General features: G+C 72.6%; 21 protein-coding genes. 12 read left to right on the top strand and 9 right to left on the bottom strand.

Going from position 1 to position 26,068, the window contains the following annotated elements:
* The coding region (locus ACWCSD_RS19765) for a hypothetical protein (protein WP_449916668.1) at positions 1-292 on the top strand (292 nt) is incomplete at its 5' end.
* On the opposite strand, the gene ACWCSD_RS19760 is transcribed toward ACWCSD_RS19765, so the two are convergent.
* The 5 genes from ACWCSD_RS19760 to ACWCSD_RS19740 are packed head-to-tail and all read right to left on the bottom strand — an operon-like array spanning position 279 to position 2,879.
* Positions 279-716, bottom strand: coding sequence for a protease inhibitor I42 family protein (locus ACWCSD_RS19760; RefSeq protein ID WP_449916665.1), 438 nt, complete (start codon positions 714-716; stop codon positions 279-281). The two genes, ACWCSD_RS19765 and ACWCSD_RS19760, sit on opposite strands and share 14 nt — an antisense overlap.
* On the bottom strand, positions 713-1,651 hold the full coding sequence (locus ACWCSD_RS19755; RefSeq protein ID WP_397163863.1) for a YihY/virulence factor BrkB family protein: 939 nt from the start codon (positions 1,649-1,651) through the stop codon (positions 713-715). The genes ACWCSD_RS19760 and ACWCSD_RS19755 overlap by 4 nt, the downstream gene beginning before the upstream one ends.
* Positions 1,652-1,653: 2 nt before the next feature.
* Entirely contained in the window at positions 1,654-2,286 is a 633-nt protein-coding gene (locus ACWCSD_RS19750) for a DUF3618 domain-containing protein (RefSeq protein WP_397163861.1), read from the bottom strand.
* Positions 2,283-2,663, bottom strand: coding sequence for a phage holin family protein (locus ACWCSD_RS19745; RefSeq protein WP_397163860.1), 381 nt, complete (start codon positions 2,661-2,663; stop codon positions 2,283-2,285). Before ACWCSD_RS19745 ends, ACWCSD_RS19750 begins: the two co-directional genes overlap by 4 nt.
* A gap of 51 nt (positions 2,664-2,714) precedes the next feature.
* On the bottom strand, positions 2,715-2,879 hold the full coding sequence (locus ACWCSD_RS19740; protein ID WP_358285249.1) for a hypothetical protein: 165 nt from the start codon (positions 2,877-2,879) through the stop codon (positions 2,715-2,717).
* Between the two features lie 79 nt (positions 2,880-2,958).
* Between ACWCSD_RS19740 and ACWCSD_RS19735 the strand changes: the two genes are divergently transcribed.
* Both ACWCSD_RS19735 and ACWCSD_RS19730 read left to right on the top strand, forming a co-directional pair.
* Complete coding sequence (locus ACWCSD_RS19735; protein ID WP_449916661.1) at positions 2,959-5,865, top strand: DEAD/DEAH box helicase; 2,907 nt, start codon at positions 2,959-2,961, stop codon at positions 5,863-5,865.
* A gap of 2 nt (positions 5,866-5,867) precedes the next feature.
* Positions 5,868-6,641, top strand: coding sequence for an SWIM zinc finger family protein (locus ACWCSD_RS19730; protein WP_364337940.1), 774 nt, complete (start codon positions 5,868-5,870; stop codon positions 6,639-6,641).
* 2 nt (positions 6,642-6,643) lie between these two features.
* Here the strand turns inward: ACWCSD_RS19730 and ACWCSD_RS19725 are convergent, their stop codons facing one another.
* From ACWCSD_RS19725 to ctaD, 3 genes are all read right to left on the bottom strand, one after another.
* Entirely contained in the window at positions 6,644-7,582 is a 939-nt protein-coding gene (locus ACWCSD_RS19725) for a diacylglycerol/lipid kinase family protein (RefSeq protein WP_358285242.1), read from the bottom strand.
* Between the two features lie 78 nt (positions 7,583-7,660).
* A complete protein-coding gene (locus ACWCSD_RS19720; protein ID WP_397163856.1) occupies positions 7,661-10,411 on the bottom strand; it encodes an immune inhibitor A domain-containing protein in 2,751 nt (916 codons plus the stop codon).
* 213 nt (positions 10,412-10,624) lie between these two features.
* The gene (gene ctaD / locus ACWCSD_RS19715) at positions 10,625-12,322 is read right to left on the bottom strand and encodes an aa3-type cytochrome oxidase subunit I (RefSeq protein WP_358285238.1); all 1,698 of its coding nucleotides are present in this window, start codon (positions 12,320-12,322) and stop codon (positions 10,625-10,627) included.
* A gap of 184 nt (positions 12,323-12,506) precedes the next feature.
* Between ctaD and ACWCSD_RS19710 the strand changes: the two genes are divergently transcribed.
* Positions 12,507-13,712: an aminotransferase class I/II-fold pyridoxal phosphate-dependent enzyme gene (locus ACWCSD_RS19710; RefSeq protein ID WP_449916656.1), complete on the top strand. Its 1,206-nt coding sequence runs from the start codon at positions 12,507-12,509 to the stop codon at positions 13,710-13,712.
* Here the strand turns inward: ACWCSD_RS19710 and ACWCSD_RS19705 are convergent.
* Positions 13,709-14,281 (bottom strand): hypothetical protein, encoded by a 573-nt coding sequence (locus ACWCSD_RS19705; protein ID WP_364337936.1) that lies wholly within the window; start codon positions 14,279-14,281, stop codon positions 13,709-13,711. The two genes, ACWCSD_RS19710 and ACWCSD_RS19705, sit on opposite strands and share 4 nt — an antisense overlap.
* A 52-nt stretch (positions 14,282-14,333) precedes the next feature.
* Here ACWCSD_RS19705 and ACWCSD_RS19700 point away from each other — a divergent pair, with 52 nt between their 5' ends.
* From ACWCSD_RS19700 to ACWCSD_RS19665, 8 genes are all read left to right on the top strand, one after another.
* Positions 14,334-15,695, top strand: a complete 1,362-nt coding sequence (locus ACWCSD_RS19700; protein WP_397216261.1) for an FAD-binding oxidoreductase — start codon at positions 14,334-14,336, stop codon at positions 15,693-15,695.
* A 163-nt stretch (positions 15,696-15,858) separates the two neighbouring features.
* Positions 15,859-18,378, top strand: a complete 2,520-nt coding sequence (locus ACWCSD_RS19695; RefSeq protein ID WP_449916653.1) for a protein kinase domain-containing protein — start codon at positions 15,859-15,861, stop codon at positions 18,376-18,378.
* A 60-nt stretch (positions 18,379-18,438) separates the two neighbouring features.
* Positions 18,439-19,068: a TetR/AcrR family transcriptional regulator gene (locus tag ACWCSD_RS19690; RefSeq protein ID WP_397163849.1), complete on the top strand. Its 630-nt coding sequence runs from the start codon at positions 18,439-18,441 to the stop codon at positions 19,066-19,068.
* Positions 19,069-19,121: 53 nt separating this feature from the next.
* Positions 19,122-20,654, top strand: a complete 1,533-nt coding sequence (locus ACWCSD_RS19685; RefSeq protein ID WP_358285984.1) for an acyl-CoA carboxylase subunit beta — start codon at positions 19,122-19,124, stop codon at positions 20,652-20,654.
* Positions 20,651-22,540 carry an ATP-binding protein gene (locus ACWCSD_RS19680; RefSeq protein ID WP_449916650.1) on the top strand — a complete coding sequence of 630 codons (1,890 nt, stop codon included), beginning with the start codon at positions 20,651-20,653 and terminating at the stop codon, positions 22,538-22,540. Before ACWCSD_RS19685 ends, ACWCSD_RS19680 begins: the two co-directional genes overlap by 4 nt.
* Positions 22,537-23,298 (top strand): enoyl-CoA hydratase-related protein, encoded by a 762-nt coding sequence (locus ACWCSD_RS19675; RefSeq protein ID WP_397163847.1) that lies wholly within the window; start codon positions 22,537-22,539, stop codon positions 23,296-23,298. Before ACWCSD_RS19680 ends, ACWCSD_RS19675 begins: the two co-directional genes overlap by 4 nt.
* Positions 23,298-25,235, top strand: coding sequence for an acyclic terpene utilization AtuA family protein (locus tag ACWCSD_RS19670; protein WP_449916671.1), 1,938 nt, complete (start codon positions 23,298-23,300; stop codon positions 25,233-25,235). Before ACWCSD_RS19675 ends, ACWCSD_RS19670 begins: the two co-directional genes overlap by 1 nt.
* A complete protein-coding gene (locus ACWCSD_RS19665; protein WP_364329480.1) occupies positions 25,232-25,873 on the top strand; it encodes a response regulator transcription factor in 642 nt (213 codons plus the stop codon). Before ACWCSD_RS19670 ends, ACWCSD_RS19665 begins: the two co-directional genes overlap by 4 nt.
* The last annotated feature ends 195 nt before the right edge of the window (positions 25,874-26,068 follow it).

Genomic DNA, 26,068 nt, shown 5'->3' with positions numbered 1-26,068 from the left:
GACCAGCCCCGACCACGCGCTGCTGCGCGCGGTGGCCGCGGTCGACCTGCCCGCCGAGTGCCGCCACCGGCTCGACCAGCTGCACGAGACGATGATCGAACCGCTGCGCGGGCTGCTCGCCGAGGCCGGGGAGCCGCATCCCGACCTGGTGGCCCACCTGGGGTGGAGCATCCTGGGCGAGGGCCGCCGCCGCCTGGCCGCGTGCGCCGACTCCGGCGAAGGCGCCGAGGCCGAGGTGATCACCGCGACCACCCTCGACGTGTTGTGCCGGGCCGTGCTCAGCGCACGGTGATCTCGAAGACCGCCTCGCCCGACTGCCGCCTGCTCTCCTCGTCGGGCGGCGTCGAGCTCTGGCCGCACCGCCAGCAGTCGCGCAGCGTGATCTCGGCGGTGCCCGGGCTCTTGGTGTTGAAGACGAAGTAGGCGGTGCCGCCGCTGCCGGGGCCCTGGCCCGCGCTCCTGCGCTCCTCGCTGATGTAGGAGGCCACCCTGGCGTCGGGCACCGCCGCCAGCCGCCAATCGTCGCCCACCGAGGGGTTGTCCGGGACGGCCAGCGAGAACCGCTGCCCCGGGCGCAGCTCGGCGCGCACGGTCGTGCCCTTGGCGCCCTTGACGACGGTGCCGAAGTCGCTGACCGCCGAGCCGTCGCCGCAGCCGGCCACCAACCCCGAGGTCAGCAGGGCGAGTGCGGCGACGACGGCCTTCCCACGCTTCACTCGGGAAGGCTATCCTCCTTCGGCGGGTCCCGGGGCTCCACGTACGGCTCCTGCCCGACGGGCTCGCCCTCGGCGATCTGGCGTTCCCTGATGAGCTCGGCGTCCAGCTCGGCGCCCAGCAGCAGGGCCATGTTCGACAACCACAGCCAGATCAGGAACACCACGACGCCGGCCAGCGTGCCGTAGGTCTTGCCGTAGGACCCGAAGTGGGCCACGTACAGGGCGAAGCCGCCGGAGACCACGACCCAGAGCACCACCGCGAGCAGCCCGCCGGGGGTGATCCAGCGCACGCCGGGCTGGCGCACGTTCGGCGCGGCCCAGTAGAGCACCATGATCAGCCCGGCCGCGACGAGCGCGAGCACCGGCCATTTCAGGATGTCCCACGCGGTCACCAGCGCGCTGCCCAGGCCGAGCGCTCTTCCGACGCTCCTGGCCAGGTCGCCGGTCAGCGCGACGGAGATCGCGCCGAGCGCCAGCAGCACGGTGGCCAGCACGGTGAGCCCGATCCGGAGCGGGGTCACCTTCCAGAACGGACGCCCCTCGTCGATGTCGTAGATGGTGTTGCCGGCCCGGATGAACGCGCCGATGTAGCCCGACGCCGACCAGAGCGCGACCAGCAGGCCGACGATCGCGACCAGGCCGGCCGAGGCCGCGTTCTCCTGGACCGACCGCACGCCCGTGACGATCAGGGAGCGCACCTCGTCGGGCGCCAGCACCACGAGGTTGCCGACCAGGGTGGCGGTGTCGCGCCTGCCGAGCAGGCCGAACACCGACACCAGCACGATCAGCGCGGGGAAGATGGACAGGACGGCGTAGTAGGTGAGCGCTGCCGCGAGGTCCTGGACGCCGTCGTTGCGGAACTCGACGACGGTGCGTTTGAGCACGCTCCACCAGGCCCTGCGCGGCAGTTCCGCAGGTCTTTCGGGGGAACGCACGCCTACTTCGCCCTGTTGCGCTTCCTGAGCCGCCGCACGACGAGGGCCGTCACCGCCGCCGCCGCGGCCAGCAGCAGCACCGGACGCTTGCGCGCCCCGGTGGCGGCGTCCTTGACCTGGTGGGGGGTGGCCTCGCGGACCTTGCCCGCGACCTCGCCGGCCATGCCCTTGGCCGTGCCGGTCACCTCGGCGGCCTTGCCCTTGGCCACGCCGGTCATCTCGGCGACCTTGCCCTTGGCCGTGCCGGCCGCCTCGGCGGCCCGGCCCTTCAGGTCGGCCTTGTGGGCCAGGGCGCTGACCGTGTCGCCCAGTTCGTTCCTGGTCTCCTTGATGCTTTTTCGCACGTCGTCCTCTTCCTCGTCGTCCTCGCCACGGCCCCCGCCCCCGCCCAGCGACTCCTCCTCGACCGCGCGGCTCTCCACCGCCTCGGTCCGGTCGTCCGGCACGGGGGTCTCGGGGATGAAGGTCTCGTGTTCCTGCCGGGCCAGTTCGGCCCGTTTCGCGTTCTCCGCAGCCCCCGGTCTCGTCGGAGGCACGTTGATCGACTCGCGTTCGGTCGGCGTGCCGACGGTCGCCCTGCGGGCGCCCACGTCACCGGCGTGCTGCTCGCTGTATCCGGGGTCCGTCTCGCTCATCGGCGTGCCCTCTCCTTGACCATGTCGATATCGGCCTTGACGCTCGCGATGGTCTCCTGGGGGACCGGCGGCGTGGCCTGTTTCACCTGGTTCTTTCCGGTCAGGCCGAGCAGGGCGGCGGCGATGAGCAGGACCGCCCCCACGATCGCGGCGGCCGCCCACGCGGGCATGACCAGAGCGAGGAGCAGGACGACGGCGGTCACCAGCGCGGCAGCGCCGAAGAACGCGGCCATCCCGGCCGCGCCGAACAGCCCCGCGCCGAACCCGGCGCGCCTGCCCTTCTCCGCGAGCTCCAGCCTGGCCAGGCGCAGCTCGTCCTTGACGAGCCTGGAGACCTGGTCGGACAGATCACTGACCAGCTTGTGGGTATCGTTCACGACGTCGCCTCCTCCGCTGAGGAAGGCGACTACCCAGCTGACCGCCTGTTATTACCTCTTGGCGGCCTTCAGCAGGAACCGGAGGACGGACGCCACCGGCGACTCGGGCGCCTCGCACCAGTTGTCGGGCTGCTTCGGCTTGCTCCACGGTGCGGGCAGCTCGCACGAGGGAGCCTGCGGCTCAGGCCGCTCACACCACGATCCGGGAGTGTTCATCCTTCGATGGTACGACCTCCGGCCCGGCCGGCAGAAGACTCGCGGACCGGTCGCTCCAGGCCGGCGGTAACCTGCCGGGGTGCTGGTACACGGGGTGTGGGCGGGTGACGGGCTCGCCTTCTGGGGAGAGGTTCCCGGCCGGGCCGCCGCGGTGTCCCGTGGGGCGGGCGCGCGGCCCCATCCGTTCGCCGCGTCCCCTGCCGAGCTGGCCGGCGCGCCGGGCCTCGGGGTGGGCGGGCCGTCCAGGGAGCTGGAGCTGCTGCTGCCGGGGGCGGCCAAGGGGCCGCTGCCCTCGCCGGAGACGGGGCTGCTGACGGAGGTGGTCAGGCCGCGGCTGCTGCCGTGGCGGGTGCCCGCGGTCGTGCTGCCGCCCGCCGAGGCCCTTGCCGCGCTGGACGGCCTTCCGGGCGACGCCACCGCCACCGTCCGCCATTGGGCCGCCGTCGCCGCGCTCGCCCGCGGCCTGGTGGGCCGTGGCCGGGTCGTCCCCCAGCTCGTCCCCGTACCCGATGCCGACGGCGCCGCGCTGGCTCTGTGGCGGCCCGTGCTGACCGGGGCCGACGCCGCCTACTTCCGCGACCTGGCCCTGGCCATGCCGCCCGCCTGCCGCACCTGGGCCGCCGAGCGTCCGGCCGCCGGGGTGCAGCTCCAGGCGCTGGAGGCGTTCACCGACGCGCTCGTCCGGCAGGCCGTCACCACTCCCCTGGCCGCCCCCTCCGCCGCCGCCCCGGCGACGCCGCGGGAGCGGTGGCTGGCCGCGCTGACCGGCGACCCGGCCTGCCCCGACGACCCGGGGCTGCGCGAGGAGCTGGACCGCTGGCGGGCGGCCGTCACGGCGGCCGAGGGCGCCACCCGCGTCTGCTTCCGCCTGCTCGAACCGGCCGCCGGCGACGACTGGCGGGTCGAGCTGGCGCTGCAGGCCGCCGACGACCCCAGCCTGTACGTCCCGGCCGCCCGCGTCTGGGACGGCGAGAAGGGCCTGCCCGGCCGGCCGGAGCGCGAGCTGCTGGCCGGGCTCGGCCGGGCCGTGCGGCTCTACCCGGAGCTGGACCGGGCCCTGCGCGTGCCGGAGCCGAGCGAGCTGGCCCTCGACACGGCGGGCGCGTTCGCCTTCCTGCGCCAGGCCGCGCCGCTGCTCCAGGCGGCCGGGTTCGGGGTTCAGCTGCCGCGCTGGGCGGGCCGTACGCGGCTCGGGCTCAAGCTCACCACCAGGACCAAGCCGCAGACGGCGGCCGTCAGCCAGGGTTTCGGGCTGCGCGAGCTGGTCGACTTCCGCGTCGACCTGGCGGTGGGCGAGGAGACGATCAGCGAGGCGGAGCTGGCCGAGCTGGCCAGGCTCAAGGTGCCGCTGGTCCGGGTCCGCGGCCAGTGGGTGGAGCTGGACGACCGGCAGCTCAAGGCCGCGCTGCGGGCCGTGGAGGGCGTGCGCGCGGGCGAGGCGGCCGCGGCCGACCTGCTGCGCCACGTGATCCAGGGCGACGACGAGCTGCCGTTGCTGGCGGTCGACGCCGACGGCGTGCTCGGCGACCTGCTCTCGGGCCAGGCCGAGCGGCGGCTCACCCCGCTCGCGACCCCGCCGGGCCTGGACGCCGTGCTGCGGCCCTACCAGGAGCGCGGGCTGGCGTGGCTGAGCTTCCTGTCCGAGCTGGGCCTCGGCGGCGTGCTCGCCGACGACATGGGCCTGGGCAAGACGGTCACCACGCTGGCGCTGCTCGTCCACGAGCGGGCCGCCGCGCCCACGCTGCTGGTCTGCCCGATGTCGCTGGTGGGCAACTGGCAGCGGGAGGCGGCCAGGTTCGCCCCGGGGCTGCGCGTGTACGTCCACCACGGCCCCGGCCGGGACGCCGCCCGCATCGCGGCGGCCGACCTGGTGATCACCACGTACGGCACCGCCCACCGCGACCTGGAGATCCTGCGGGAGCACGAGTGGCGCCGGGTGGTGTGCGACGAGGCCCAGGCGATCAAGAACAGCGGCACCCTCCAGGCCCGCGCCGTCCGGTCGATCCCCACCGGCACCCGGCTGGCCCTGACCGGCACGCCCGTCGAGAACCACCTCGCCGAGCTCTGGTCGATCATGGAGTTCGCCAACCCCGGCCTGCTCGGGCCGCGGGCCCGCTTCCGCACCCGGTTCCAGGAGCCCATCGAGGCCCGCCAGGACGAGCAGGCCGCCGATGCGCTGAAGCGGGCGACGGGCCCGTTCATCCTGCGCCGCCTCAAGACCGACCGGTCCGTCATCTCCGACCTGCCGGAGAAGATCGAGATCAAGGAGTGGTGCCCGCTCACCCCCGAGCAGGCCACCCTCTACCAGGCCGTCGTCGACGACATGCTGGCCCGGATCGACGACAGCGAGGGCGTCGAGCGGCGCGGCCTGGTGCTGTCGGCCATGGCCAGGCTCAAGCAGGTCTGCAACCACCCGGCCCACCTGCTCAAGGACGGCTCCCGCCTGGCCGGCCGGTCGGGGAAGCTGGCCCGGCTGGAGCAGCTGGCCGAGGAGGTCCTGGCCGAGGGCGAGAAGGCGCTGCTGTTCACGCAGTACGCCGAGTTCGGCACGATGCTCCAGCCCTACCTCGCCCAGCGGCTCGGCCGTCCGGTCCTGTGGCTGCACGGCGGCCTGCCCAAGAAGACCCGCGACCGTCTGGTCGAGCGTTTCCAGCACGACCCGGAGCCGATGTTGTTCCTGCTGTCGCTCAAGGCGGCCGGCGTCGGGCTCAACCTGACGGCGGCGAGCCACGTCGTCCACGTCGACCGCTGGTGGAACCCGGCCGTGGAGGACCAGGCCACCGACCGGGCCTTCCGCATCGGCCAGCGCAGGAACGTCCAGGTGCGCAAGCTGATCTGCGCGGGCACCCTCGAAGAGCGCGTCGACCAGATGATCGAGCGCAAGAAGGCGCTGGCCGAGCGGGTGGTCGGCGCCGGCGAGGAGTGGCTGACCGACCTGTCCACCGACGAGCTGCGCGAGGTGTTCCGCCTCACGGGAGGGTCCTGACCATGCCCGACTGGTACGACGGCGGCGGCCCCATCGAGGTCGAGGGCGGCCTGCGGGCCCGGTCGCGGCGCGGCAGCATCGGCTCGGCCTGGTGGTCCAGGCGCTTCGTCGACATCCTGGAACGCGTCTGCGACAAGGGCCGCCTGTCCCGCGGCCGCGCCTACGCCCGCAAGGGCCAGGTGCTCTCGATCGACCTGTCGGCGGGGCTGGTCCGGGCGTCCGTGCAGGGGTCGCGGCCGAAGCCGTACGACGTCGTGGTCAGGATCGACGTCTACGGCGAGGACGTGTGGGCGCGGCTGGAGGAGGCCGTCGCGGCGCAGGCCGTCCACCGGGCCAGGCTGCTGGCCGGGGAGATGCCGGTCGAGATCGAGGAGCTGTTCGCCGCCCATGGCGCCGACCTGTTCCCGCGCGACCTGGACATGGAGTGCTCGTGCCCCGACTGGGGGTTCCCGTGCAAGCACCTGTCGGCCGTGCTCTACCTGCTGGCCGAGTCGTTCGACGACGACCCGTTCCTGGTGCTGGCCTGGCGCGGGCGCACCCGCGAGCAGCTGCTCGGCTCGCTGGCCGACGACCCGCCCGCGCCCGACCCGCTGGAGGTGGCCGACGTGCCGTTCGCCGACCGGCTGGCCGACTTCTACGCCCCCGGCGCCACCGCGCACCGCCCGGAACGCCGCCCCGCCGCGGCCGCCCCCGACCTGCTGCCGCGGGTCTTCCCGCCGCCCGCCGGCCTGGCGGACGCGCTCGCCCCCGCCTACCGGGCGCTGGGCGAGGGCTGAGGTCAGTTGTCCTCGAAGGAGTCGGGGACCATCACGCGCACGCCGTTGGGCACCACGCGCAGCGTGATCGGGGTGCGCAGGCGCACCTCGCCGTCGACGTCGGCGGCCATCGGCGGGTCGGTCTCCAGCAGCATCTCCCGGCCGACCACGAACGGGCCGCCCGCCAGGCTGCGCCAGCGGCCGGTGGTCGCGCGCAGCAGCGTCTCGCCGAGCAGGCGCAGCTTCTTGCCCGAGCCGAGCTGGTAGGCCACCAGCATGCCGTTGTCGATGCTGATGTCCTTGGCCACCTGCCAGCCGCCGTGGAAGCGGCCGTTGGCGATGTTGAGCTGGTGGGTGAGCAGCTCGTGGCGCTGGCCCTCGACGGTGATGTAGGCCCGGAAGGGCCGGTGGCCCGGCAGCACGGTCAGCGCGGTCATCGGGTAGGCCGGACGGCCCACGATGCGCTTGAGCCAGGGCTTGACCCGGCCGGCCACCTCGACCGAGACGCCGAAGCTGGCCAGGTTGGCGAAGGGCCGGTCACCGGCCATGCCGAGGTCGATGTCGGCGACCTTGCCGGTGGAGAACACCCGGATGGCGCCGGCCAGGTCGAGCGGCAGGCCGAGGCTCCTGGCGAAGTTGTTGGTGGTGCCGAGCGGCAACACGCCGAGCGCCACGTCGCGGTGGGCGACGTGGCGCACGGCCGAGGAGAGGGTGCCGTCGCCGCCGCCCACGATCAGCAGGTCGGGGTCGGTGGCGAGGGCGGTGTCGAGCAGGTCGCGCAGCCGCTTGGGGTTGTAGACCGACAGCTCGGCCAGCGGCTCGAACCCCAGGTTGTGCAGCTGCTCGATGACCTCGAAGTAGTGGCGGCGGCCGCGGCGTGAGCGAGTGTTCACCACCACCGCCACCCGGCGATCCCGCCGGATCGCCTCAGTGTGCTCGATCTTGGTGCGCAGTTCGCTCATGGTCATCAATCGTAGGCGCTGTGTCCGCCGCTCAGTGCTGGATCGGGGGGCCGCCGGAGACCGGCGGCCCCCCTTACGCTACTTCTTCGGCGGGACGACCTGGACGATGGCGCCCAGGTTGCCCGGCAGCTGGCTGATCAGCTTGAACTGCACGCCCAGCGCCTTGCCCTCGTCGCCGGGGTTGCCCGACCCGGCCACGTGGCCGTTGCCGAGGTCGGTCCCGTACAGCTCGGTGGCGGGGGTGCCGTCCAGGTGCACCACGCGGGTGCTGTACGGCTGGTCGCCCTTGCTCGGCACCACCGCGGAGGCGTCGAAGTCACGGTAGTAGAGCGAGCCGTTCTGCAGCTCGAAGCCCGGAACCCAGGTCTTCGCGTCGGTGAAGGACGACACGCCCCTGAGCGCGGGGATGTTGGTGCAGTACTCGCTGAACGGCTCGTCCGGCGCCTCCAGGCACTCCTTCAGCGGGTACGTCTGGTCGAAGGAGAAGGCCGCGTTCGAGGACTGCGTGCGGCCCTCCATGTTCTTGTGCCTGGTCGGGTCCTTCTGGGCGGCGGTGCCGGTGCGGCGCAGCGGGTCGTAGTGCGAGTCCACGACCAGCAGGCTGCCCTTGGAGCCGATGCTCGGCGGCAGGGTCAGGTTGTTGACCACCGAGTTGTTGGTGAAGGTCGAGTCGCGGTACCAGACCAGCAGGCCGGGCGCGTTGTACTTGACCTTCTCGACCTTCCACGCCCCGTCGCGGGAGTAGTTGGTGTCGTAGGCGTACTGCAGGCCCTTGTCGAAGCCGTCGAAGTTGCGCCACTCGGCGAGGTAGAAGCGGGAGATCTCGCGCGAGCCGTTGTTGACGGTCCAGCCCTGGCCGCTGGTGTTGGTGAACGTGCCGCCGGTGGCCTTCCAGCCGTTCTCGCCGTTCTCGACGTCGTCGCTCCAGACGGCGGTGCCGCCGTTGGTGAGCGAGAAGTCGTCGGCGTGCCAGCCGCGCGGCTCGAAGGCGGCGTCGGTGTTGTAGGTCAGGCGCAGCTTGATCGACTGCCCGGCGTACGGCGTCAGGTTGACGTAGTCGTGCCGCCACTGGCCGCCGGTGTCACCGGTGAGCCCGTACTTCTTGTTGCCGAACGTCTTGAGGTTCTTGTTCGGGTCGGGGTAGCCGTCGGGGGTGGTGACCTCGGCGCCGGCCTCGTCGTAGACCTTGAGCTGGGTCCAGGTCTGGCCGCCGTCGGTCGAGACCTCCACGAAGCCGAAGTCCCAGTCCTGCTCGATCTCGTAGTTGTTCCACATCCAGAACCGCACGTCGGAGCCGGCGGGCACCGGGACGTCGCGGGTCAGGGTCTGGTTGGCCCAGTCCTGGTCGAGGTTGGACCACCAGGCCTTCGTGCCGCTGTGCGGGTCGATCATCTTCAGCGGCGTGGAGGCCAGGTTCACCCGGACGCCGTCCTCGGTGTACTTGGGCGTGCGCGAGGACTGCCCGACCGTGACGGACTGGGCGGCGTCACCCGGGTTGAACGTCTTCGGGTTGGCCCAGCCGAGCACCCACTTGTCCCACAGGCCCATGTGCGTGGGCATGGACTGGAAGATGGGGCCGGAGTGGGAGCCGCTGGACATCAGGTCCCAGAAGTCCACCGCGGAGCTGGCCTGGCCGCTGGTGTCGTACAGGTCGGGCAGGCCCAGGTCGTGGCCGTACTCGTGGGCGAAGACGCCGACGCCGGAGTCCTCGGGCTGCACGATGTAGTTGGAGATCTTCTTGTCGCTGCCGGGGATCTTGTAGCCGCCCGCGACCGCGCTGGAGTGCGCCCAGATGGCGTAGGTGCCCTCGGCGCCGCCGTCGGAGGACTTGTCCTTGCCGGCGTGCACCATCACCAGGTGGTCGATGACGCCGTCGGGCTCGTTGAAGTTGCCGTCGCCGTCGGAGTCGGCCACGTCCTCCTGGTCGTAGTCGGCCCACGGGAAGTTCGGCTGGGCCGCGGCCAGGGCGTTGACCGTGTCGATGGCGAGCTGGCCCGCGCCGGTCGGGTTGCTGGGGTGACCCGACATGTCCTGCGGCTGGCCGCCACAGGCCGCGGCGCCGTAGTACGCCTCGGAGTGGGGGGCCTTGATCCAGCCGACGGCCGAGCCGGTGACGGAGTAGGCGCCCTTGGACAGCTCCTCGTACATCTTCTTCATCGTGAAGCCGGAGATGTCGATGCCGGGCTTGCCGTCGCGCGGGTCCTTGAGGTCCTTGCGCACGCGCTCGGTGATGCCCTCGTCGCTGTAGAGCATCTTGTTGAAGTGGTCGGTGCTGAAGTCCTTGAGCCAGAAGGAGTTGTTGTCCTTCTGCGGCAGCGTCGCCGGGTCGGGGATGTTGTTGTGCAGCGGGCCGTTCTTGAGCGTGCCCGGCGGCTCGACCACGCAGTCGTCCGGCGCGCTGTCGGTCGTGCGCAGCCGGTTGAAGCCGGAGAAGTCGTCGTTCGCCTGCTCGTTGAACTCGACCAGGACGGTGAGGAGCTTGGCGGTCTTGACCTGCTTGGAGTTCTTGTAGATCCATTCAGCCGGGTTGCGGCCGGTCCTGATCGCCTGGTTCTCGCGGGCGGCGAGGACGCGGGCCGCGGCGGGGTTCCCGCTGACGAACTTCCTGTCGAACTTCTCCGCCGGTGAGAGCGAGCGGGCCTTGCCCTTGTTCAGGCCGGGTTCCTGCGGCTCCTTCTCGACCCGCGGGGGAGCGTAGTTGATGTAGTAGTCCGCCGCCGTGGGCTGGTAGCTGGCCACTGATGTGGCCTGGGCCGCCGGGACGGTCAGCGCGGCGCCGAGGAGGGCGACCGCCGGGAACACGACTAACAGGCGCTTTGAGCTTGGCACCAGGTACCCTCTCTGCCCGGGGTCGCCGGGCGCATGGCCATAGGGTGTGCAATGCCGGACGCTAGAGGGTGGATAAACGGGTCGTAAAGTACGTTGTTGAAACGTGATCAAACTACGACATTTTGACCAACAGAATTCCCGCGGCGGCATCGCCCGCAATGGCCCGGCATAAACGCAACAACGCGATCTTGAAACGCCGGATCGGCCGGCAGGTCAGTCGGCGGCGAGCACCGGCGGCGGCTGCTCGGGGCCGGGGTCCGGCTCCACGGCGGGCGTCGCGTCCTCGTGCGGGTAGTGCAGGTCGAACGCGGGCCGCTCGGAGCGGATCGGCGGCATGCCGGTGAAGTTGTGCCGCGGCGGCGGGCAGGAGGTCGCCCACTCCAGCGAGTTGCCGTAGCCCCAGGGGTCGTCGAGCGTGACCCTGGGCGCGTGCCTGGCCGTCCGGTACACGTTGTAGAGGAACGGCAGCGTCGAGGCGCCGAGCAGGAACGCCCCGGCCGAGGAGATCTCGTTGAGCGCGGTGAACCCGTCGGCCGCGCTGTAGTCGGCGTACCGGCGCGGCATGCCGAGCTGGCCGAGCCAGTGCTGGACGAGGAACGTGGTGTGGAAGCCGGCGAACAACGTCCAGAAGTGCACCTTGCCGAGGCGGTCGTCCAGCATCTTGCCGGTCATCTTCGGCCACCAGAAGTAGAAGCCGGCGAACATGGCGAACACCACCGTGCCGAAGACCACGTAGTGGAAGTGGGCGACGACGAAGTAGGTGTCGCTGATCTGGAAGTCCAGCGGCGGCGAGGCCAGGATGACGCCGGTCAGCCCGCCGAGCAGGAAGGTGACCAGGAACCCCACCGCGAACAGCATCGGCGTCTCGAACGACAGATGGCCGCGCCACATCGTGCCGATCCAGTTGAAGAACTTCACCCCCGTCGGCACCGCGATGAGAAACGTCATGAACGAGAAGAACGGCAGCAGCACCTGCCCGGTGGCGAACATGTGGTGCGCCCACACGGTCATCGACAGCCCGGCGATGGCGATGGTGGCCCCGACCAGGCTCAGGTAGCCGAAGATCGGCTTGCGGCTGAACACCGGGATCACCTCGGTGACGATCCCGAAGAACGGCAGCGCGATGATGTAGACCTCGGGATGGCCGAAGAACCAGAACAGGTGCTGCCACAGCAGCGGCCCGCCGTTCGCGCCGTCGAAGACGTGCGTGCCGAGCTTGCGGTCCGACTCCAGCACCAGCAGCGCGGCGGCCAGCACGGGGAAGGCCATCAGCACGAGCATGCTGGTCAGCAGCACGTTCCAGGTGAAGATCGGCAGGCGGAACATGGTCATGCCCGGGGCCCGCATGCCGATGATCGTGGAGATGAAGTTGACCGCGCCGAGGATCGTGCCGAGGCCGGACATCACCAGGCCCATGATCCACAGGTCGCCGCCGACCTGCGGCGAGTGGATGGCCGACGACAACGGCGTGTAGGCGAACCAGCCGAAGTCGGCGGCCCCGCCCGGGGTGAGGAAGCCCGCCAGCACCATGAGCCCGCCGAACAGGAACAGCCAGTACGCCACCGCGTTCAGCCGGGGGAAGGCCACGTCGGGCGCGCCGATCTGCAGCGGCATGACCACGTTGGCGAACCCGGCGAACAGCGGCGTGGCGAACAGCAGCAGCATCACCGTGCCGTGGATGGTGAACAGCTGGTTGTACAGCTGCTGGCTGACCACCTGCATGCCGGGCCGCGCCAGTTCGGCCCTGATCAGCATGGCCATGACGCCCGCGACGAGGAAGAAGCCGAAGGAGGTGATCAGGTAGAGGTACCCGATGACCTTGTGGTCGGTCGTCGAGAGCCAGGAGGCGATGACGGTCCCGGTACGGCGGCGCCTGACCTGCTCGATCGAGGTGTCCCGAACAGTCGTCACGGCTGCTCCCTCCTTCGCGGAGTTGTGCCTGCCCCGATGTCCTCCATTCCACTCCCGCGCTCGCCGTACGGGAAGCGCTTCTTGGGAACGTCTTTGAACCGGTGTCCCACATGCCGGGCGATTACCGGACCCCTTGGGGACTTCTTCTATCCTTTGGACCGAACCGACTCGGAGGAGAGATCTCGTGACCGCACAGAGTGACTACGCCGCCCTCGTCCAGCGGGGGCTCTCGCTCGACCTCACCCGGGGCAAGCCGTCACCGCGCCAGCTCGATCTCTCCGACGGCATGCTCAAGCTGCCCACCTCCGTCAAGGCCGCCGACGGCACCGACGGCCGCAACTACGGCAACCTCCAGGGCCTGCCCGAGCTGCGCGAGATCTTCGCGCCGCTGGTGCAGGTGCCCGCCGGTCAGCTCGTCGTGGGCGGCAACTCCAGCCTGACGCTGATGCACGACACGATCGTGCACGCGCTGCTGTCGAAGGTGCCGGGGGCCGAGCGCCGCTGGGTCGAGGAGCCGGAGATCACGTTCCTGTGCCCGGTGCCCGGCTACGACCGGCATTTCACCATCTGCGAGCGGCTCGGCATCAAGATGACGGCCGTCCCGATGAACGCCGACGGCCCCGACATGGACGTCGTGGAGCGCCTGGTCGCCGCGGACCCGGCGGTCAAGGGCATCTGGTGCGTGCCGAAGTACAGCAACCCGTCCGGCGTCACCTACAGCGACGAGACCGTGCGCAGGCTGGCCGCCATGCCGACGGCCGCCCCCGACTTCCGGATCATGTGGGACAACGCCTACGCCGTCCACCACCTCACCGACACGCCGGACGAGCTGGCCGACCTGCTCGTGCTGGCGGCCGAGCACGGCAACCCCGACCGCGTGTTCGTCTACGCCTCCACCTCGAAGGTGACGTACGCGGGCTCGGGCGTGTCGTTCTTCGGCTCCTCGCCGGCGAACGTGGAGTGGTTCCTCGCCAACACCGCCAAGCAGTCCATCGGCCCCGACAAGCTCAACCAGCTCCGGCACGTGGAGTTCCTGCGCGACGCGGCGGGCGTGGCCGCGCACATGCGGCGGCACGCCGAGCTGATCGGCCCGAAGTTCGAGCTGGTCGACAAGGTGCTGACCGAGCGCCTCGGCGACCTGGCCACCTGGACCAGCCCGCGCGGCGGCTACTTCATCAGCCTGGAGGTGCCGCACGCCGCCGAGGTCGTGGCCAGGGCCAAGGCCGCGGGCATCGCGCTCACCCCGGCCGGCGCCACCCACCCCTACGGCCAGGACCCGGAGGACCGCACGATCCGCATCGCCCCCACCTTCCCCGAGCTGGACGAGCTGGAGCAGGCCATCGACGGCCTGGCCGTCTGCGTCCGCCTGGTGGCGGAGGAGCGCGGCTAGATCGCCCGGCCCCGGAAGCCGAAGATGTACTCGCGCGTCTCGCCCGGATGGAACGAGACGCCGACCCCCGGCTCGAACGCGACGTTGTCGCGGGCGCAGTAGTACAGCCGTTCCCACACGGCCAGCGCCTTCTCCCGGGCCGGGGCCTCGGCGTGGTCGCGCCTGCGGGCGCCGCGCGCGCCGAGCACGAACAGCAGCCCTAGCCCCCAGAACAGCCCGGTGAGACAGAAGGGCGCGAGCAGCACCTCGCTCCACTGGGAGTCCTTGCCCATCGCGATCACCAGCGACACGACGAGGTGCACCAGGGCCGCCACGCCGAGCATGATCCACCCCTGGTTCCTGGCCCAGGGCGTGTAGTGGCGGCTGGGGAACGACATCCACACCGCGAGCTGCGTACGGCTCATGACGTGCTTCGACGCGCCCATCGACGGCGCGGTCGGCAGGTCGGCGACCTCGCGCTGGCCGGGCAGTCTGACCCTTCCGATCCGGTATGTCGTCCCCGCGGCGACCGCGCCCGGAACCGAGACGAGCTGGTCAGCCTGCGTACATACCGGGCACCTGACTTCCACCCAGGGCAGTCTGGCCTTAAGGAACGGTCCGCGCAAACCGTAGGGTGCAGGTGTGAGACCGATTGATGCCCTGGTGAACTCGCTGTCCGAAGCTCGCGTGCTGACCGACCCGGACGTGATCGACTCCTACGCCCGCGACCGCACGTTCGTCGAGCCGGGCAAGCCGCTCGGCGTGGTGCTCGCCGCCTCGCGCGAGGACGTGGTGACGACCCTGCGGTGGGCCACCGAGCACCGGGTGCCGGTCGTGCCGCGCGGCGCCGGCACGGGCCTGGCGGGGGCGGCCACGGCCGGCGACGGGACGATCGTGTTGTCGCTGGCCAGGATGACGGCCATCAGGGAGCTCTCCCCCGCCGACGAGATCGCCGTGGTGGAGCCGGGGGTCATCACCGCCGACCTCGACCGCGCCGCCCGCGAGCACGGGCTCATGTACGCGCCGGACCCCTCGTCGTACGAGATCTCCACGATCGGCGGGAACCTGGCCACCAACGCCGGCGGCCTGCGCTGCGTGAAGTACGGCGTCACCAGGGACGCCACGCTCGGCCTTGAGGTCGTGCTGGCCGACGGGCGGATCCTGAACACCGGCCGGCGCACGATGAAGGGCGTCACCGGCTACGACCTGACCGGCCTGTTCGTCGGCTCGGAGGGCACGCTGGGCGTGATCACCGCGGCCACCGTGCGGCTGCGGCGGGCTCCGGCCGCGCCGCCGGCCACGTTCGCCGCCGAGTTCGGCTCGCTGCGCGAGGCGGGCGCGGCCGTGTCGGCGATCATGGCCGCGGGCTGCCAGCCCTCGCTGATGGAGCTGCTGGACCGGGCCACGCTGGAGGCCATCGACGACTGGCGCAACATCGGGCTCGAACCGGCCACGCAGGCCATGCTGATCGGCCAGTCCGACGCGACCGACGGCCAGGCCGTGGCCGCCCGCATGGAACGGCTCTGCCTGGACAACGGCGCCTCGTTCGTGGCCGTCTCCTCCAGTCCGCAGGAGACCGAGGAGCTGGTCGGGCTGCGCAGGATGGCCTACCAGGCCAAGGAGCGGCTGGGGGCGTGCCTGGTCGAGGACGTGTGCGTGCCGCGCTCGGCGCTGCCCGAGATGATCACCGCGATCGAGGCGGCGGCGGCCCGGCACGGCGTGCGGATCTGCACGGTCGCCCACGCCGGCGACGGCAACCTGCACCCGGTCTTCATCTTCGAGCACGGCACGGCCGAGCCGCCCCCGCAGGTGTGGGCCGCGGCCGACGAGGTGTTCCGGCACGCGCTCTCGCTCGGCGGCACGCTGACCGGCGAGCACGGCGTGGGCGTGCTCAAGCGGCGCTGGCTGGGGCTGGAGTCCGGGCCGGTGGCGGCCGAGGTGCAGCAGGGCATCAAGGCGGTCTTCGACCCGCTGGGCATCATGAACCCGGGCAAGGCCATCTGAATTTGCCAAGCCGTGACCTTGGGGCTCCGGCGCGGACACGACCTGCGACGAAACACTGACATGTTCGGTCAAAAGGTGGAACTTACTTACAGGTCCGGCAGACGTCCCACATGTCACGCTGGTAGCGTTTTGCCCCATCTATTGGTTGTCATGGGGGTCCGACGTGAATCAGTTCCAGCCGCTGGCGGCGGACGACCCGCGGCGGCTGGGGGCGTACGACATCGTCGCCCGGCTCGGCGAGGGTGGTCAAGGCGTCGTCTATCTGGGCAAGAGCGACTCGGGGGACCAGGTCGCGGTCAAGCTGCTGCACAACGCCCTCGTGGCCGACGCCGACGCGCGGACCAGGTTCCTGCGCGAGGTGGCGGTGGCGCAGCGGGTCGCCCGGTTCTGCACCGCGCCCGTCCTCCACGCCGACCTCGACGGGAGCCGCCCGTACATCGTGAGCGAGTACGTGCCCGGCCCCTCGCTGCGCGAGCTCGTCATCAACGAGGGCCCGCGGCGGGGCGCGGCGCTGGAACGGCTCGCGATCAGCACGGCCACCGCGCTGGCGGCCATCCACCGGGCCGGGATCCTGCACCGCGACTTCAAGCCCGCGAACGTGCTCATGGGCCCCGAGGGGCCGGTCGTGATCGACTTCGGCATCGCCCGCGCGCTGGACTCCCCCGGCGCGACGGCCACGGGGATGGCGATGGGGACGCCGTCGTACCTGGCGCCGGAGCAGCTCAGCGGGGCCGCCGTGTCGGAGGCGGCCGACGTCTTCGCGTGGGGCGTCACGATGGTGTACGCGGCCACCGGCAAGCCCGCGTTCGGGGCGGACTCGATCCCCGTGGTGATGAACCGCATCCTGAACGAGGAGCCGCAGCTCGGCGGGATGGAGGGCGAGCTCGGCGCGCTGGTGGGCCTGTGCCTGTCGAAGGACCCGGCGCAGCGGCCGAGCGCCGACGAGCTGATCGTCCGGCTCACGGGGCAGCCCGCTCCCAAGGCCGCCATCGAGCCGGTCACCGGCGCGACCGCCACCCCGGCCGTGCCCCACCAGGCCGGCCCTGCGAACAGCCCCGCGCATGGCTCTGCGGCCGGCTCCTCCGGTGCGGCGCAGGACGCCTACCCCGGTCCCTGGACCCAGCCCACCGGCACCAACGCCGTGCCCCGGCAGCCCGGCCCCGACAACCGCCCCGCCCCCGGCGTCCCGCAGGGACCGGCGGGCCCCCAGGGCACGGGCCCCCAAGGTACGGCGGGCCCTCAAGGTGCGGCGAGCGGTCCTCAGGGCGGCCCGGCCGGGCTCGGCGCGCCAGGCGGCCCCCACGCGGGCGCCATGCCCGGCGCCGCCCAGGGCGTCCCGCACCCGGGCGTCCCGCAGGCCGGAGCCCCCGGCGGTCCGCAGGCCGGCGTTCCCGGCGGCCCGCACACGCCCGGCGGGCCCCAGACGGGCGCTCCCCACGGCGGCGCCCCCGCCGGCTCCCCCGGCACGCCTCACGGAGGCACGCCCGGCGGCCCCCAGAGCGGCGTTCCCGGTGGTCCCCAGAGCGGGGCTCAGGGCGGCGGCGTTCTCGGCGGTCCTCAGGCCAGTGGCATGGGCGGTGCGGCCGCGCAGGCCGGTGCGATGGGCGGGCCGGCAGCGCAGGGCGCGGTGCCGCACGGGCACCCGCACGGCGGCATGCCGGGCGCTCCTCAGCCGGGACACCCCGGTAGCCCACAGGCGGGACACCCCGGTGGTCCCCAGGCGGGACATCCCGGTGGCTCCCAGGCGGGGAACGCGGGGGCGACCAGGGTCGGCGGTCCCGGTGGTCCCGGAGGTCCGCAGGGCGAGACGTCCGACAAGGCGCCCGACAAGCAGCGGCGGACGCTGACGCTCGCCCTCTCCGGCGCGGCCGCCGCCGCGCTGCTGGTGGTGGCGGGCGCCGTCGTGGTGCAGGCCAACAGCGACAAGGTCGCCGTGACCGCCACCGGCAGCACCTCCGAGAACCCCACGGGCGACGGACAGGGCGCGGGACAACCCGAGCCGCCGGTCGCCGAGGTGACCCCGGACCCGATCCTCCCGGCGGAGACCGGCGAGCCCGTCCCCACGCTGGACGTCGGCGAGGCCGAGCCGCCCGAGAAGGTCAAGCACACCAAGGACCCCGTCATCGCGGTCCCGAACCCGGTGACGACCGTGACGGCGACGGCCCGCCCGGCGACCAAGCACCCCACGCCCACGCCCAAGCCCACCAGGACGAAGAAGCCCACGGGGTTGATCGACGGCGAGGACCAGCCGGACACCACCCCGACCCCCGGCCCCACGACGACGGTCCCGGCCAAGAAGCCGACGACGAGCAAGCCGACCGTGAAACCGACCGTCAAGCCGACCGCCACGCCCAAGCCGAACACCTTCAACGTGGTGGCCGTCTGCGGCACCGGCTACAGGGTGATCGACAAGCACGCGCTGGGCACCTCGGCCACGATCTTCCTGCTCTACAACACCAGCGCGGGCAAGAACTGCGTGGTCACGATGTCGAAGCTGGTCTATCCCGGCAAGGTCTCCATGAACGCCACCCTCCAGGTCCAGGGCGGCGCGAGCGCCGGCAACCCGGGCAAGTTCACCGCGTACGCGGGCCCGGTCCGGCTGGCGGCCGTGAAGAAGTGCGTGATCTGGGGCGGTTCGTGGAACTCGCTGAGCTGGAAGTCCGGCTGGAGCCACTGCACCTGACGTGACGGCGCGCGGCGGGACCCCTTCCTTCCGCGCGCCCCGCTCGCTACGGTGACTGACGTGATCGTCAGGTCCCTGACCCTGCGCGGCAAGCGCACCCGGGCCACGTTGCTCGCGGCCGGGCGTGAGGCGTTCGAGGAGCACGGGTACGACGCCGTGCGGATCGACGACGTGTGCGCGCGGGCCGGGGTCTCCCACGGCACCTTCTACACGTACTTCGACTCCAAGGAGTCGCTGTTCGGGGAGGTGGCGCAGACGGTGGTCGGCGAGATGTTCGCGGCGAGCGCGGTCGGCGACGCCGCCTCCGGCGACCCGTACGCCCGCATCGAGGCCGCCAACCGCCTCTACCTGCGGGCCTGGGCGGCCAACTCGCGCCTGGTCCGCATGGTGGAGCACGCCGCCGACGCCGACGCCCGCTTCGGGCGGCTGGTGCTGGAACTGCGCGAGGCGTTCGTCCGGCGCGGCGCCGACGGGCTGCGCCGGCTGCAGGAGCAGGGCCTGGCCGACCCCGCGCTCGACCCGCGGCTGACGGCCGTCATGCTGGGCGGCATGGTCGAGCACTTCGCCCACGTGTGGCTGGATCTCGGGGAGCGGGCCGGCGAGCAGGACGCCGTCGACCACCTGACCCGGCTGTGGGCGCGGGCCATCGGGCTGACGCCCGCGTCGACTTCGCGACAGGAGGCCCCGTGATCAGGAGCCGGCTCGACCCGCGCGACGCCGATTATCTGGCCCGGCGCGCGGCCATGCTCGCCAAGCTGGCCGAGCTCGACGCCGAGCACGCCAAGGCGGTGGCCGGCGGCGGCGAGAAGTACGTCGAGCGCCACCGCCGGCGCGGCAAGCTGCTCGCCAGGGAGCGCGTCGAGCTGCTGATCGACCCCGATTCGCCGTTCCTGGAGCTGTCCCCGCTGGCCGCGTGGGGCAGCGAGTTCCAGGTGGGCGCGGGCATGGTGACCGGCATCGGGGTGATCGAGGGCGTCGAGTGCCTGATCACCGCGAACGACCCCACGGTCAGGGGCGGCGCGTCCAACCCGTGGACGCTGCGCAAGTCGCTGCGCGCGGCCGACATCGCGCTGGCCAACCGGCTGCCGTACGTCAACCTGGTCGAGAGCGGCGGCGCCGACCTGCCGACGCAGAAGGAGATCTTCATCCCGGGCGGCCGGATCTTCCGCGACCTGACGCGGCTGTCAGCGGCGGGCGTCCCGACGGTGGCGCTGGTCTTCGGCAACTCCACGGCCGGCGGCGCGTACGTGCCCGGCATGAGCGACTACGTGGTGATGGTCCGCGACCGCGCCAAGGTGTTCCTGGGCGGGCCGCCGCTGGTGAAGATGGCCACCGGCGAGGAGTCCGACGACGAGTCGCTGGGCGGCGCCGAGATGCACGCCAGGACCAGCGGCCTGGCCGACTACCTGGCCGAGGACGAGCACGACGCGCTGCGCATCGGCCGCGCCGTCGTGCGCTCGCTCAACTGGCGCAAGCAGGGCGTGGCGCCGCTGCCCGCCCGCGAGCCCGCCTACCCGGCCGACGAGCTGCTGGGGATCGTCCCGGAGGACCTGAAGATCCCCTTCGACCCGCGCGAGGTGATCGCCCGCGTGGTGGACGGCAGCGAGTTCGAGGAGTTCAAGCCCCTGTACGGCCCCTCGCTGGTCACCGGCTGGGCGCGCGTCCACGGTTACCCGATCGGAGTGCTGGCCAACGCGCGCGGAGTGCTGTTCAGCCAGGAGTCGCAGAAGGCCACCCAGTTCATCCAGCTCGCGAACCAGTCGCGCACGCCGCTGCTGTTCCTGCAGAACACCACCGGCTACATGGTGGGCAAGGACTACGAGCAGGGCGGCATCATCAAGCACGGCGCCATGATGATCAACGCCGTGTCGAACTCGACCGTGCCCCACCTGACCGTCGTCATGGGCGCCTCCTACGGCGCCGGCAACTACGGCATGTGCGGGCGCGCCTACGACCCCCGCTTCCTGTTCAGCTGGCCGAGCGCCAAGTCGGCGGTGATGGGCCCGGCCCAGCTCGCCGGGGTGCTGTCGATCGTCGGCCGGGCAGCGGCGCAGGCCAGGGGGCAGGTCTACGACGAGGAGGCCGACGCGGCGATGCGTGCCATGGTGGAGTCCCAGATCGAGGCGGAGTCGTTGCCGTTCTTCCTGTCGGGACGGCTCTACGACGACGGGGTGATCGACCCGCGCGACACCCGTACGGTGCTGGGGATGTGCCTGTCGGCGATCAACAGCGCGCCGGTGCCGCCCGCGGCGGGGTTCGGGGTGTTCCGCCCGTGATCACCCGTCTGCTCGTGGCCAACCGGGGCGAGATCGCCCGCCGGGTCTTCCGCACCTGCCGCTCGCTCGGCGTCTCCACGGTCGCCGTCTTCTCCGACGCCGACTCCGGCGCGCCGCACGCCCGCGAGGCCGACCTCGCCGTCCGCCTGCCGGGGGCCCATCCGGCCGAGACCTACCTGGCGGTGGACCGGATCATCGAGGCGTGCCGGGTCTCCGGCGCCGACGCGGTGCACCCGGGCTACGGGTTCCTGTCGGAGAACGCCGCGTTCGCGCGGGCCGTGCTGGACGCCGGGCTCACGTGGGTGGGGCCGCCGCCCGAGGCGATCGAGGCGATGGGCTCGAAGATCGCGGCCAAGCGGCTGATGGCCGAGGCCGGCGTGCCGGTGCTGCCCTCGCTCGACCTGGCCGCCCCGGACGAGTTCCCGCTGCTGGTGAAGGCGTCCGCGGGCGGGGGCGGGCGCGGGATGCGGATCGTCAGGCACGCCGGCGAGCTGGCCGCCGAGGTGGAGTCGGCGCGGCGGGAGGCCGAGGCGGCCTTCGGCGACGGCGCCGTGTTCGCCGAGCCGCTGCTGGAGGCCGCCCGGCACGTCGAGGTGCAGGTGCTGGCCGACGGGCACGGCACGGTGTGGGCGTTGGGCGAGCGGGAGTGCAGCGTCCAGCGCAGGCACCAGAAGGTCGTCGAGGAGTGCCCGTCGCCGGGGATCTCGGAGCGCACCCGCAAGCTGCTGTGCGCGGCGGCCGTGCGCGCGGCCCGGCGCATCGGCTACGTCGGGGCCGGCACGGTGGAGTTCCTGGTCAAGGGCGAGCGGGTGGCGTTCCTGGAGATGAACACCCGGCTCCAGGTCGAGCATCCGGTCACCGAGCTGGTGTTCGGCGTCGACCTCGTCCGGCTGCAGCTGGAGGTGGCCGAGGGCGCGGCGCTGCCGTCCGGGCCGCCCGCGCCGCGCGGCCACGCGATCGAGGCGCGGCTGTACGCCGAGGACGCCGCCTACGTGCCCCAGACGGGCGTGCTGCGCCGGTTCGAGGTGCCGGGTGACGTCCGGGTCGACTCGGGCGTCGAGTCCGGGTCGCGGGTGTCGCCGCACTACGACGCGATGCTGGCCAAGATCGTCGCGTACGGCGCGACGCGGGCGGAGGCGGCGCGGAAGCTGGCCGCGTCCCTGCGCGGGGCCCGGCTGCACGGCCTCACCACCAACCGCGACCTGCTGCTGGAGATCGTGACCAATCCGGCCTTCCTCGCGGGCGAGACGAACACCGCCTTCCTCTCCCCCGGCGGCCCGCTGTCGCCGCTGTCGCCGCCGTCGTCCCCGCCTTCCGGCGACGGCGGGCTGCCGGCGCTGGCCGCCGCGCTCGCCATGGCCGCCGGGCGCCGGCGCGAGGCCCCCGTCCTGGCCGGGATGCCCGGCGGCTGGCGCAACGTGCGCTCGCAGCCCGCCCGCGCCCGGTTCGAGGAGGCCGATGTCGTCTACGACCCGCTGCCCGCGGGCGTCACGGTGGTCTCCGCGCGGCCGGAGGAGGTGGTCCTGGAACGCGACGGCCTGCGGCGGACGTTCCAGGTCGCCCGGTACGACGGCGACGAGCGCGTCTACGTCGACTCCCCCATGGGCGCGGCCGTGCTGACGCCGGTGCCGCGTCTGCCCGAGCCGGTCGAGCACGTCGCCCCCGGCTCGTTGCTCGCGCCCATGCCGGGCAGCGTGCTGCGGGTCGAGGTGGCCGAGGGCGACACGGTGGCCCGGGGCCAGCCGGTCCTGGTGCTGGAGGCGATGAAGATGGAGCATCGCATCGCCGCCCCGGCGGGTGGCGTGGTGTCGGACGTACGCGTCGAGAAGGGGCAGCAGGTCGAAGCCGGGGCCGTGCTGGCGATCATCCAGGAGGAGACCACATGACGAGCCTGGTGCACAGGGAGCTGGCGGACGGCGTGGCCACCGTCACACTCGACTCGCCGGCCAACCGCAACGCGTTGTCCAGGCGGCTGCTGGCCGAGCTGGCCGAGCACCTGCGCTGGGCGCTGGCCGAGCCGGGGGCCCGGGTGATCGTGCTGACCGGCACGGGCCGGGTGTTCTGCTCGGGCGCCGACCTGAAGGAGCAGCGCGGCGACTCGGACGCGCCGGTGACGGCGTCCTTCCCGGAGATCATGACGCTGCTCTGGGAGAGCCCGAAGCCGGTGATCTGCCGCCTGAACGGCACGGCCCGCGCGGGCGGCCTCGGCCTGGTCGCCGCGTGCGACTTCGCGATCGCGCCGGACACGGCGTCGTTCGCGTTCACCGAGGTGCGGCTCGGGGTGGTGCCCGCCATGATCTCGGTGCCCGTGCTGCGCAGGCTCGACCCTCGGGCGGCGGCCGAGTACTTCCTGACCGGCGAGGTGTTCGACGCCGCCACGGCGGCCCGCATCGGCCTGCTGACCAGGGCCGTCCCGGAGGACGAGCTGGACGCGACCGTGCGCCACTACGCGGGGATGCTGGCCAGGGGCGGCCCGGAGGCGCTGGCCATCACCAAGCGGCTGGTGCGGGAGGTCCCGGCGGTGTCGTTCGAGGAGGGCCTGCGGCGGATGAGCGAGCTGTCGGCCGAGCGGTTCACCTCGGCGGAGGGGCAGGAGGGCATCGCGGCGTTCATGGACAAGCGTCCGCCCAAGTGGGTGCCGTGATGGCGCTGCGCGTCGCGAACTGCAGCGGCTTCTACGGCGATCGGCTCTCGGCGGCCAGGGAGATGGTCGAGGGCGGCCCGATCGACGTGCTCACCGGCGACTGGCTGGCCGAGCTGACCATGCTCATCCTGGCCGGCAACCGGCTCAAGGGCCGTCCCGGCTACGCCCCCACGTTCCTGCGCCAGCTTGAGGACGTGCTCGGCCCGTGCCTCGACCGCGGCATCCGGATCGTGACGAACGCGGGCGGCCTCGACCCGGCCGGGTGCGCCGAGGCCGTGCACGAGCTGGCCGCCCGGCTGGGCCTGTCCCCCAAGGTCGCTCACGTGACCGGGGACGACCTCATGGGCCGCCCGCTCGACCTGGTCCACGCCGGCACCGGCGAGCGCGCGCCGGCCGCGCCGCTGACCGCGAACGCCTACCTCGGCGGCCGTCCCATCGCCGCCGCGCTGTCGGCGGGCGCGGACGTCGTGGTGACCGGCCGGGTGACGGACGCCGCCCTGGTCACCGGCCCCGGCATCTGGCGGTACGGGTGGGGCCCCGGCGACCTCGACCCGCTGGCCGGCTCGGTCGTCGCGGGGCACGTCATCGAGTGCGGCTGCCAGGCCACGGGCGGCAACTACGCCTTCTTCCAGGACGTGCCCGACCTGGCCCACTGCGGCTTCCCCATCGCCGAGCTGCGCGCCGACGGCTCGGCGGTGATCACCAAGCATCCGGGCACGGGCGGCCTGGTCTCGGTCGGCACGGTCACCGCGCAACTCGTCTACGAGCTGGGCGGCCCGCGCTACCTGGGCCCCGACGTGGTGGCCAGGTTCGACACGGTCACGCTCTCCGACGACGGCCCCGACCGGGTGCTGATCTCCGGCACGCGCGGCGAGCCGCCGCCGGACACGCTCAAGGTCGCCGTCAACTACCCGGCCGGCTACCGCAACACGATGACGCTCGTCCTGACCGGCCTGGACGTCGAGGCCAAGGCGCGGGTGGCCGAGGAGGCCGTCTGGGCGCGGGTGCCGCGCGAGACCTTCGACCAGGTGGATGTGACGCTGACGGACGCGGGCCTGCTGCGGATCACCGTCATGGACGCCGACCGGCGCACCGCGGGCCGGGTCTTCTCCTCGGCCGTCGTGGAGACCGGCCTGTCCAGCTACCCGGGCTTCTACGGCCTCACCCCGCCCGGCGACGCCTCCCCGTACGGGGTGTACTGGCCGGTCCTGGTGCCGGCCTCGCAGGTGCGCCCGCGGGTCTTCCTGGACGGCGTGGAGCTGCCCGTCCAGGAGGAGCCTCGCGTTTCCCAGGGCGGACCGGTCCCCGAGCCGCCCGCGCCGCCGGTTCCGGCGCCGCCGGGCGGGCCCGCCGTGCGCGTGCCCCTGGGCCGGGTGGCGGGGGCGCGCTCCGGCGACAAGGGCGGCGACGCCAACCTCGGCGTCTGGGTCGCGACCGACGAGCAGTACGCCTGGCTGGCGGCCACCCTCACCGCCGACCGGCTCACGTCCCTGCTGCCGGAGCTGGCCGCCCACCGCGTCGAGCGGCACGAGCTGCCCAACATCAGGGCGCTCAACTTCGTCGTGCACGGGCTGCTGGGCAGAGGCGTGGCGGCCAGCCCGCGGATGGATCCGCAGGCCAAGGCCCTGGGCGAGGAGCTACGCGCCCAGATGGTCGACGTGCCCGCCGCCCTGCTGCCCCAGCGCCCGCAGGCCGAGCAGCCCGGCGCGCGCAGCACCCTCCGGCTGGAGTGGACGGACGACGCCCTGCGCATCACCGCCGGCGACACGGGCGGCGACGCGGGCGGCACCGCCTCCGCCGCGACGTGCGGTGACGGGCCGGGGAACGGGCTGGCGGGCATGCGCGAGCGGGTGACCGCGCTGGGCGGGACCCTGGACGTCCGGACGGAGGAGGAAGGCGGGTTCGTCGTCGAGGCCCGCCTTCCGTACCCGGCATGACCATCGGCGTGTACGTCGTCGACGACCAGCGGCTGGTGCGTACCGGCACGGTGATGGTGATCGACGCCCAGGACGACATGCGCGTGGTGGGGGAGGCCGGCGACGGGGTGGAGGCGCTGGCCGGGCTGCGCGCGGTGACGGCGGACGTGGTGCTCATGGACGTCCGCATGCCGCGCATGGACGGCGTCGAGGCGACCCGGCGGCTGCTGACGACCCCCGGCGCGCCCAAGGTGATCGTCCTGACCACCTTCGACCTGGACGAGTACGCCTTCGCCGCGCTGCGGGCCGGCGCGTCGGGGTTCCTGCTCAAGGACGCCCCCGCCGAGGAACTGCTGGCCGCGGTGCGGACCGTCCACCGGGGGGACGCGGTGATCGCCCCCTCGACCACCCGCCGCCTGCTCGACCACGTCGCGCCACACCTGCCGGACGCCGGGCCCGACCCGCTGACCGAACGGGAGCGGGAGGTGTTGCGGCACATCGCCTGGGGCGAGACGAACGCCGAGATCGCCGGCGCGCTGTTCCTGTCCGAGGGCACCGTCAAGACCCACGTCGGCCGCATCCTGGCCAAACTCGGGCTGCGCGACCGGGTCCAGGCCGTCATCTGGGCCTACGAGCACGGCCTGAACCGCCGCCCCTGAGCGGTCGCGCAGCGGACGCGACGGGCCGTCGAATCATTCATGCTCTGAATGATGTATCGACGCTACCATCGTGCACGTGGACGAAGTCAAGCCGGTGTCGGTGGCGGGGACGATGGCCTTCAGGATCGGGACGCTCGGGGCGATCCTGACCGAGCGGTTCACGGCCGCGCTCGTCCCGCTCGACCTCAAGCCCAA

This window comes from Nonomuraea sp. NPDC001684, assembly GCF_053596515.1.
Note: the sequence above shows the minus strand (reverse complement) of the source record. Positions and strands in the feature narration are given on the sequence as shown.

Bases quoted from the DNA above. Each gene is read 5' to 3' on its own strand.
- ACWCSD_RS19750 (WP_397163861.1), bottom strand. From the start codon at position 2,286: ATGAGCGAGACGGACCCCGGATACAGCGAGCAGCACGCCGGTGACGTG.
- ACWCSD_RS19740 (WP_358285249.1), bottom strand. From the start codon at position 2,879: ATGAACACTCCCGGATCGTGGTGTGAGCGGCCTGAGCCGCAGGCTCCC.
- ACWCSD_RS19730 (WP_364337940.1), top strand. From the start codon at position 5,868: ATGCCCGACTGGTACGACGGCGGCGGCCCCATCGAGGTCGAGGGCGGC.
- ACWCSD_RS19725 (WP_358285242.1), bottom strand. From the start codon at position 7,582: ATGAGCGAACTGCGCACCAAGATCGAGCACACTGAGGCGATCCGGCGG.
- ACWCSD_RS19685 (WP_358285984.1), top strand. From the start codon at position 19,122: ATGCTCGCCAAGCTGGCCGAGCTCGACGCCGAGCACGCCAAGGCGGTG.
- ACWCSD_RS19675 (WP_397163847.1), top strand. From the start codon at position 22,537: ATGACGAGCCTGGTGCACAGGGAGCTGGCGGACGGCGTGGCCACCGTC.
- ACWCSD_RS19670 (WP_449916671.1), top strand. From the start codon at position 23,298: ATGGCGCTGCGCGTCGCGAACTGCAGCGGCTTCTACGGCGATCGGCTC.
- ACWCSD_RS19665 (WP_364329480.1), top strand. From the start codon at position 25,232: ATGACCATCGGCGTGTACGTCGTCGACGACCAGCGGCTGGTGCGTACC.